The 8,955-nt window shown below is 44.5% G+C and carries 12 protein-coding genes; 5 read left to right on the forward strand and 7 right to left on the reverse strand.

Annotation, left to right across the window (positions count from 1 at the left end; genetic code table 11):
• Positions 1-139: addiction module protein (locus U9P07_10955; protein ID MEA2109925.1), on the reverse strand; the 139-nt coding region annotated here is incomplete at its 3' end.
• 325 nt (positions 140-464) lie between these two features.
• Here U9P07_10955 and U9P07_10960 point away from each other — a divergent pair.
• From U9P07_10960 to U9P07_10975, 4 genes are all read left to right on the forward strand, one after another.
• Positions 465-998, forward strand: coding sequence for a site-specific integrase (locus U9P07_10960; protein ID MEA2109926.1), 534 nt, complete (start codon positions 465-467; stop codon positions 996-998).
• 23 nt (positions 999-1,021) lie between these two features.
• Complete coding sequence (locus U9P07_10965) at positions 1,022-1,213, forward strand: site-specific integrase (protein ID MEA2109927.1); 192 nt, start codon at positions 1,022-1,024, stop codon at positions 1,211-1,213.
• 88 nt (positions 1,214-1,301) lie between these two features.
• Entirely contained in the window at positions 1,302-1,559 is a 258-nt protein-coding gene (locus tag U9P07_10970) for a DUF6364 family protein (protein MEA2109928.1), read from the forward strand.
• Positions 1,559-1,873 (forward strand): type II toxin-antitoxin system mRNA interferase toxin, RelE/StbE family, encoded by a 315-nt coding sequence (locus tag U9P07_10975; GenBank protein ID MEA2109929.1) that lies wholly within the window; start codon positions 1,559-1,561, stop codon positions 1,871-1,873. The genes U9P07_10970 and U9P07_10975 overlap by 1 nt, the downstream gene beginning before the upstream one ends.
• 588 nt (positions 1,874-2,461) lie before the next feature.
• On the opposite strand, the gene U9P07_10980 is transcribed toward U9P07_10975, so the two are convergent.
• Together U9P07_10980 and U9P07_10985 are read right to left on the reverse strand one after the other, a co-directional pair.
• Positions 2,462-2,794 (reverse strand): type II toxin-antitoxin system HicB family antitoxin, encoded by a 333-nt coding sequence (locus U9P07_10980; protein MEA2109930.1) that lies wholly within the window; start codon positions 2,792-2,794, stop codon positions 2,462-2,464.
• Positions 2,791-3,045, reverse strand: coding sequence for a type II toxin-antitoxin system HicA family toxin (locus U9P07_10985; protein MEA2109931.1), 255 nt, complete (start codon positions 3,043-3,045; stop codon positions 2,791-2,793). Before U9P07_10985 ends, U9P07_10980 begins: the two co-directional genes overlap by 4 nt.
• 397 nt (positions 3,046-3,442) lie before the next feature.
• Here U9P07_10985 and U9P07_10990 point away from each other — a divergent pair, with 397 nt between their 5' ends.
• A complete protein-coding gene (locus U9P07_10990; GenBank protein ID MEA2109932.1) occupies positions 3,443-4,291 on the forward strand; it encodes a carbohydrate porin in 849 nt (282 codons plus the stop codon).
• Between the two features lie 86 nt (positions 4,292-4,377).
• Here U9P07_10990 and U9P07_10995 read toward each other — a convergent pair whose 3' ends face one another.
• From U9P07_10995 to U9P07_11010, 4 genes are all read right to left on the reverse strand, one after another.
• Positions 4,378-6,072, reverse strand: coding sequence for an AarF/ABC1/UbiB kinase family protein (locus U9P07_10995; protein ID MEA2109933.1), 1,695 nt, complete (start codon positions 6,070-6,072; stop codon positions 4,378-4,380).
• A gap of 806 nt (positions 6,073-6,878) precedes the next feature.
• Entirely contained in the window at positions 6,879-7,304 is a 426-nt protein-coding gene (locus U9P07_11000) for an antitoxin Xre/MbcA/ParS toxin-binding domain-containing protein (GenBank protein ID MEA2109934.1), read from the reverse strand.
• A 249-nt stretch (positions 7,305-7,553) separates the two neighbouring features.
• Positions 7,554-7,751 carry a winged helix-turn-helix domain-containing protein gene (locus tag U9P07_11005; GenBank protein MEA2109935.1) on the reverse strand — a complete coding sequence of 66 codons (198 nt, stop codon included), beginning with the start codon at positions 7,749-7,751 and terminating at the stop codon, positions 7,554-7,556.
• 420 nt (positions 7,752-8,171) lie between these two features.
• On the reverse strand, positions 8,172-8,955 hold a 784-nt coding region (locus U9P07_11010; GenBank protein MEA2109936.1), incomplete at its 5' end, for an aldehyde ferredoxin oxidoreductase C-terminal domain-containing protein.

Here is an 8,955-nt window from a genome sequence, read left to right on the forward strand (position 1 = left end):
CTTCTTCAATCCAAGCCTCTTCGACATCATTAAAAACTTCTACATCAAGGGATCCGAGAAGACGGTCAGCTAAAAAAGCTCGCTCTTGCCGGGGTAGTTTGAGTAAGTCTGACTCAATTTTTTCAATAGAAAATGCCATGAAAAATCTCTCCGAAAAAGATCATACAAACTTGTTGTTGGTTCTACAGCAAATTATTACACATCTGGCATTATCACTTTTAACAATGTTGTGGCAACCTTAACTTTATAACCGAAAGACGCGCTTGAGGTTTATCGTAAGCACCCAAAACGAGCTGTCTTTCAAGATAATTTCTGCTATCATAAAGCTGGTATAGGTAGGGATCTTAAAACATTATTTTTGTAAAGGAGAAAAAAGATGAACGTTTCCCAAACAGTCGATTATCACCTTCAGTACCATCGGGTTAATTCCAAAAAAAAATACCATTAAAACTTGCGAGTTCGTATTGCTCAATTTTTCTGAAATAGTTACTGGTCGAGAACTGGAAGAGGTCGGGCAAGATGAGGTTCTCGATTTTTTGATTAAAATCACCAACGGCAATAAGCAGTCAACCAAACGTAATCGCTACTCGACTCTTTCGTCTTTCTACAATTTCACAATCAATACCGCTTCCCCGGATCTGACAAATCATTGTGTAACACCAATTATCAAGAAAATATTCCGTCGGCCAACATGCATCCAATGGAAGATCATTGACAAAGAGACTATCGACGAAATCATTTTCACAACAATGAAAATCCGAAACAGGATTATCTTAGAGCTGATGGCCAGGGGTGGGATGAGAATTGGCGAAGTTTTGAAACTGACTCCACGAGATATTGAGGATCGAAAATTGATCATTCAAGAACCAAAAAGCGGTCGCGAAAGTGAAGCAGTCTATCTCCCAAGAAAATTATTACGGCGATTAAATGATTATGTGAATGACAATGAGATCAGTGCCACCCAAAGAATCTTTCCGATCTCTTATGTGGCGGCTTAGGCAATGGTGAAAAAAGCGGAGAAATGGTCGGTGTAAAATTGCGTCCCCATGATTTGAGGAGGCATGCGGCAACTTATGCTTCACGGTCCGGAACGCCCCTCGAAATTGTCAGCAAGGTGATTTTAAGACATTCTGATTTATCGACCACTCAGCGATATCTTGGCAAAGTCAATGATGCCGAAGCCATGAAATGGATTGAAAACTTGTACGGTTAGATGTTTTGAGGGCGGAAGTTCAAGGTTATCACTCTTGACATTTGTTCCTGCAGTGTGTATTGTGGGAACAAATGAATGGAGGTTTACTATGTCTAAAACTCGTCTTAATGTAAGTCTTGACCGTGATCTAGCCGAATTTGCCAAAATCTTTGCCGCAGAAAATCGTACTTCGGTGGCAGATATGATAACGCAATACTTGCTGTCCTTGAAACGGCGTGCAGATGGCCAACAGATGGAAAAAGTTCTCTCTCACCCTGCCTTCCAACAGGCAATGGAAGATGCTCAGAACAAACTGCGAACCGGAACTGCACAGTGGCATTCGTATGATGAGGTCTTTGGGGAGTGATGGAATCAAGATTTGAAACTGCTTTCCTGAAGGCAGTAAAAAAACACGCATCCATCAAAAAACAGGTTAAGCAAAAGGTAGACATGATAATGGAAAACCCTGTTGCCTTTGGTGAACCACTGAAGGGGAACTGGCAGGGTTTTTACTCTTATCCAGTAAAACGGAACTTCATCATAATTTATCTATATTGTGAAGTTTGCCGAAAAAAGGGCGATGATGCTGTCGTGGCTTGTTCCGATTGCCGGGAAACGCCCGACAAAACCATCAAATTCGTTCTGTTAGGCCCACATGATGAGGCCTACGGGATTAAATAATGCACAACCAGGGCTGCAGTATTGACAATACGAATTAATAATATCTTTTCAACTGTCAAAACATTTCCACTGCCAACCCAAACCTTACAGCAAGACAGCGAACTTAACATTCATCGTAATACGTAACAACCTTTCACATAGTGCGGGATAAAAGACAATACCTATTTTATGAATGCGAGTTCATGGCTGGTACTCAGGTATGATGGAATGAGCTACTGATCTGCATGTTATAGCAACCAACGCTTGCATTGTGGTTTCTTTAATAGCTATGGATTTGTTTCGAAATGAGTACACCAGGGGGAGCCAACTGCCTCAAGGCCGTTTCTCTTATGAGAAATGGCCTTTTTCTTTTGTAGCTTTGATGATTTTCCAGTTTGCTACCCTCAGCCTGCCAAAAAGAATTGTAGTATATGGTCACTTAATCACGGTATGGCATAAAGATTTTCGCAGATAAGGTTAAGCATGAAGATGTTTACTGCAAATTGAGCTTTCCGTTGTCAATATAAACCTGAAAAGTCACATCGTCAATTCCGGCCGTTCTCGTTCAGCAATTTAATTTTACTCTGACCCCAATTATTCCTATTCCAATTATTCCTGTGCGGCCTGATCCAGCTTATCAACAATCCATTGGTTTATACTTTTGCCGCTTACTTCTGCGGCTTGGGCAACGGCAGCATGCATTTTGGGTGGCACGTGAACCATTAATTTGCCAGAGTATGGTTTTAGAGGTAGTTTGCCAGTTTTTTCACAGACATAAAGATAATCATCGACTGCCACCTCAAATGCCGTACGTAGATCAGAGACAGATTCTCCATGGAAACCAACAATGTCACTAATACCCGCTATATGTCCAACAAAGCAAAGGTCTTCATCGCTATATTCAATGCGAGCGCTATAACCTTTATATTTCATTGTCTTCATGGCTTCACTCCTGCTTGTGTCAGGAAACCCCTGGCATCTCTAACTTGGTATGGCTTTGCCTCTTTGTTTGGGTGAGGGCGATGGAAAGTTGCGACAACTCCATTCAACACAAATCTGACTCGTGATCCCTCGCCCTCAATCAACTCGCCCCCCAAAGCAACCAGCAACGACTCGATCTTCTTGAACTCAAGGTTATTGGCTATAGGGTTCCGATATATAGCCTGTAGTGTATTTCGCTGCTTGCTATTCATATTAGATAATATCAATTTGTGATATCAAAAGCAAGTTTTTTTCGACAGAACTAAAGTTGTCGTTGAAAACTATCCACCGGCAACCTAAACATTTCTGTCATTCAGCAACCTTAAAATTGATCGTTAATATCTGTGCAATTCCATACAACAAATGCAAAGATTTTGTCAACAAATCCCAGTAATAATAGCACAGAAAAAAGCAGGGGGTGCGTGAAGACGCACTCTCTGCTTTTTTTTGTTGAGCTACAATTCAATTAAGGTACAGAGGTTAAAGTGGAGATCGCTTTGCCCTCATAAACGGGGACAGAATTAAATTCTGTCCCCACATCTTCTTAATTGGGGCGGCAGCGCTGCCATTATCCTAGAAGGCGGCAACGGTGAAGGCATTGATGGCCGGATTGCCAGCTGGAGCGGCTTCAACGATGACAATGACGACGATGAAACCGCCCACGTCACCGAGGCCTGGTATGAGCAGAGCCTGCTGGAAGACAAACTGAGCTTTACTTTCGGAAAAATTGACCTGACCAATTATTTTGACGCCAGCGAAGTGGCCAATGATGAAACTACCCAGTTTCTGTCCACCGGCTTTGTCAACAACCTGGCGGTAGAATTCCCTGACAATGGACCCGGCGCCCGGGTATCGGCTTCACCCAGCAAACTGGTCGATATCAGTTTCGGCTGGATGGCCGTCGATCAGGATGATGGTGAATCATCCTGGGATGATATCGGCCGCGGCTCTTTCGCCATTGGCGAAATTGATTTTAAACCGGTACTGGCCGGATTGAGCGGCAACTACCGTCTCTTTGCCTGGTACATGAATGCCGACCATGGAGAGTGGGATGGCAGTGATGACGATGAAGAAGGCAGCGGTTTCGGTCTCAGCCTTGACCAGCAGCTGATTCCCGAGCTGCTGACGGTTTTCGCCCGCGCCGCCTGGCAAGATGAAGATATCTATGAAATCGAAGCCCACTACAGCACCGGCCTGCAGCTGGCCGGCAGATTCTGGAACCGGACGGATGATGTTGTTGGCCTGGCCTACGGCTTCGCCAAGATAAGCAGCGAATATGAAGACTACAATACCGAGAATAGTGACGATGATGAACATCACCTGGAACTCTACTATCGCCTGGTATTCAACGGCCATTTTGCCCTGACCGCCGATTACCAGTGGATTAATAATCCGGCTGGCAACAGCGATGCCGACAATGCTTCCGTCTTCGGCCTGCGCACCCAGATTGATTTTTGATTTCCTAACGTGCATAGCACTAATTTTCGAGGACCAGAAAGGGGGCTTACCCCCCCCTTTCTGGAAACACAGCAATTCTACATTATTTACATCCTTCCACTTCTTATAATCGATATCAGTAACCAGAATCCCATAAAACCCGCAAAGAGAAAACCGGTCAACCCGATAATCGGTATTTCATGCCACTTAGGCGGGATATCGGAAAGTACAATAAGGCCTGAACCGATCACTAAGGATGCCAGGACAATGGCAAAGGATATCCGGTTGCTGATGCGATCGTGGGTGGCTAGCATCGGTTCCAAACCACGATGTTCAAACTCCATTTTTACCTTGCCCTGCCTGGCCAGCTTGAGGATTGCCCGAATTTCCCCAGGAATATCCTTTAAAAGCTGAAAAAAATCAGTGCCGGAACTGGTCACATCTTTGGCGATTCGGCGGGGGTTAATACGGTTTAGCTGGATACGTTTAATAAATGGAGAGGCTTCTTCTATAACATCCAAATCCGGATCAAGTACCCGGCCGAGTCCTTCCACCGTACTTAAGGCCTTGATCGTCAAAAATAAATCGGGCGGAATATAGAGACGATGTCTGGTCGTCAGCTGCAAAAGCTGATTCAACATCGACCCCAATGCCAGATCCTTCAAAGGACGATAGCAATGTTGATCCATAAACTCGGCCACATCTCTTTCCAGGGCGGAATAATCCGGCCCTTCCTCTGAAAAAGTAAGTTTAAGCAGAGCTTGGGCTGCATCTTTCTCATTCCGATGGGCAATACTCATGATCAGGTCGGCAAAACTTTCCCGCATTTCCAAATCGAGCCGTCCCATCATACCGAAGTCTATGTAGCAAATGACATTATCAGGCATGATAAAAATGTTACCCGGATGAGGATCGGCATGAAAAAAACCATGGACAAAGATCTGTCTCATGATCAGGATAAGACCTCGTCGGGCAATTTCTTTCCGATCCAAGCCCTTTTTTTCCAACTCATCAAGAGCGGAAGCCTTAACCCCATAGATATGCTCCATGGTCAGAACCCGTGAGGTCGTGGCTTCGCGATAGACCTGCGGCACATAAACTGCAGGCTCATCCTCAAGCTGTCGGGCAAATCTCTCCATGTAAGCCGCCTCCAAAGTATAATCCAGTTCCTTCTCCAGGGTTCGGGCAAACTCTTCTACAACTCTGGTGGGACGCTGAATCTCCCATCCTTCCAGATGACGCTCCATCAACTCTGCCAGATGCATCATAATCTCCAGATCCACTTCAATCGTACGCAGGATGCCCGGTCGCTGGATCTTGATAACTACATCTTTACCATCAAGCATTTTCGCTTGGTGAACTTGACCGATAGAGGCTGCGGCCAGAGGCTGTTCATCGAAACTTGAAAAAACCTGTTCGACTGGTTTCTGGAGTTCCTTTTTGATGACTGCTTCCACCTCCTGGTATGTAAACGGCGGAACTTCATCTTGAAGTTTGGAAAGCTCTTGCATAAACTCAACCGGCAGGAGATCGGGTCGGGTGGAGAGAATTTGGCCCATTTTAAGGAATGTGGGACCCAATTCTTCCAAAACCATCCTTACTCGAACTGCACGGGAGAGTGTTTCAATTCTCTCCCGACGTTTACGAGAAATCATCTGCAAGCCGATTTCCAGGTATTGTTCGATTTTAAGTGTGTCAATCAGATCTCCAAAACCGTATTTGAAAATCACGGTAAGAATCTGCTGATAACGCTTCATGTGACGATAAGTACGCCCAACACTTCCGATTTTTAAAAATGTCACAACATCCTCTCCCAAATTTCCTCTATTCCTCTACAATAGTGGTTGACCGAAAACTTTGTAATCCTTACAGAACAAGATGTTCTGCATAATTATGCTGTACGATGATTTTTTGTTCTTGGCATTTCCCTGTAAACTAAACTGTAAAATTCAATAATTTTTATTGCATTAACTAGTTGAATATATTATAATATTATTAATTTCAGGACGTTTACATAAACCTTATCATACACTTCAAATTCGAAAATCTTCCTTTAGAAAAGAGAGCTATGAGACAGACACATAAGCCCCAGTTAAAGTTTGGCGAAACAGTAATTTCAGAAATAAAAATCGAGCTTAAAACTCGTAATGATATTCCGCCATTATTACTTGGGTTGCAATATATTTACACAAATACTGAAATAAGAGAACAAGTATTTTCCATCCTTCGGGATTCAATTTCTCCTGACGTAAATCATTAAAAAATGGTAACTATTCAGCACATTGCATCGCTACTTAAGTAGTAAACTCGGGACTGTCCCCAGCTTCACCGGGGGCTGTCCCAGATGTTTACGGACTATGAAACAATGTCGGCATGCGCCGCAAAAGTTCGGGGACAGTCCCGGTTTTACTCACAGCAGTGCACTTCATAAAGATGTGCTGAATAGTTACTGTTATTTTTTCTTATCCAGCCGAATATCAGGGCGATAATCGATGATTTTTGCTAATTTAACTTTATTGAATTCAGGATGGATAGGATTTATACAGAGCTGCACCCGTTCCAGAAAGATCTTTTATGAATTGCTTCTTTCCAATACGATAAGCCTTCATCAAGCAACGATTCCATGTTGTATTTGCCCCATAAGGTTACGAACCAGGTCACACCCGGTTCTAAACTTTAATAATTCAATCGGCGTTTTCTTCCTCAGAACCTTGTTTGGTTCTGTCAGCCACTTCAGAAAAGTATCCCGGTCATTGAAAACCTCCATTCCAAGTTTTATAATTTCGGCAAGTTGAATAATGTTTTCCGATACCACGGGATTTAATTTTTTATTGTCATCGTACCTCTGGAACGTTCTCAAAGAAATGGCTCCAATATCAGCCAACCGTCTCTGGTTGAGTGACAAAAACCTGCCGACATGGATTAATGCCGCTTTGGTTAATCCTTTCTGGCTTGCATTGATAATATCAAGCGGATTTTCTATGCGCAAGCTTGCTAATTCATCACCTAGCAGTGTGGCAATTTGTGTGGACATGACAACCTCCTGAAATCATCTGTTCTCATGTACAAAATCTAACGCCAATTGGCGTTAATATCAAGTCATATGGCAAATTCCGGTGTTATTCAGCCATTTTTCGACTAAACGCCATCCTGGCAAAGCCGGGCTATGAGGCTTCGAATAATAAATTGAAATTATTTCACGCTCAGTTTGTACAAACTATTGGGTCCATCCCAGTCAATAGTTTTCAATAAAGGTGCTGAATCAATGTCGGCAGGCACAGTACTACTTGAGGCTAATCTTAATCTGGTTCGCGGTACGGGAAACAACAATGTTATCTTCACGGGCCAGCCAGCCGATGGCCGCGTAGAGCGCGAACGGCGTCAAATCGACAGCTTTTTTCAGCGCCCCAGTGGTCATTGTTCCTTCAGTTTCCAACTGTTTCCAAACCTTGCCGGCATCCAGACCAATTTGATTTTTCATACTTTTTTCTCCTTTAGGGCCCAGGGGGATCAGGGCTTAGTTCATTTGTTTAAATCTTAGTTGTCTGGTAACTATTCAGCACATCCTTATGAAGTGCTCCACTGTAAGCAAACCGGGACTGTCCCAGACTTTTGCGGTGCATACCGACATTGTTTCATAGTCCGTAAACATCTGGGACAGCCCCCGGTGAAGCTGGGGACAGTCCCGAGTTTACTACTTGAGTTGCAATACAATGTGCTGAATAGTTACGTTCTCTGATAAATACCAGTTAGTGTTCATCCGGAAACATTCATTTCCTGATGAACACTTTCAGCGATCAGCTGTCAGTAAAACATCGGAAAAACATATGATTAGGCTGACTGCAAAAAGTTGAGAGCTGAGAGCCCATCCGGAAACACTGGTTTTCCGGATGGAAACCAATTAGAAATCCCAAAACGCATCAATCTCTTCACCGGTAAAATCCCAGACAGCATTATGGGGGGATACCGATTCTTCAAAGAATTCCGGCAGCCGATCATCTTGGGAGGTAAAACCGGCCGCCTGGTTAAACGCACGCTCAGTCTTCAGGATAGATTTTCCCAGGGCGGTTACATCGTCAACGTTCAGACTGCTGCCGAAACGGGCATTTATCATCTCCACCACCGCCGGCAGGGCATCAGGATTATCCAACACCGCAAAAGCGACAAAGACACAAAGGCCGGTACTGTCCACCGCCGCCGTGGCAATCTGCAGGTTCCGGGAAAGGTCCACCTGCCCTTCTTTCTGTAACGGATCAACAAAACCACCGCATTTCAGAATATTGGTAGCCACTGTGTAGCCGGCCGTGTGATCGGCTCCCATGGTGGAGGTACAATAGGTAATGCCAATGCCCTTTACCGAACGGGGATCATAGGCGGGAATGGCCTGGCCTTTGACTACCGGCACCCGGGTCATACCATAAACCTTGCCAACAACTGCCGCCCCGGAACCTAAGATGCGTCCCTGGGGCGTCGCCTGCTGAATTTCCCGCAACAATCCAAGAAAACCGGCAGCATCGCCAAATTCAATCACCCCGGCCTCCATGGCCACCCCGACGGTCACTGCCGTTTCAATGGTATCGATCCCCATATCATCCATCAGGTGGTCGGCTTCCGCCAGAACATCCAGATCATCAATACAGCAGCCGGCACCCATGGCCCAGATTGATTCATATTCAAATCCCGAG

The organism is Pseudomonadota bacterium (assembly GCA_034660915.1).
Lineage (GTDB): Bacteria > Desulfobacterota > Anaeroferrophillalia > Anaeroferrophillales > Anaeroferrophillaceae > DQWO01.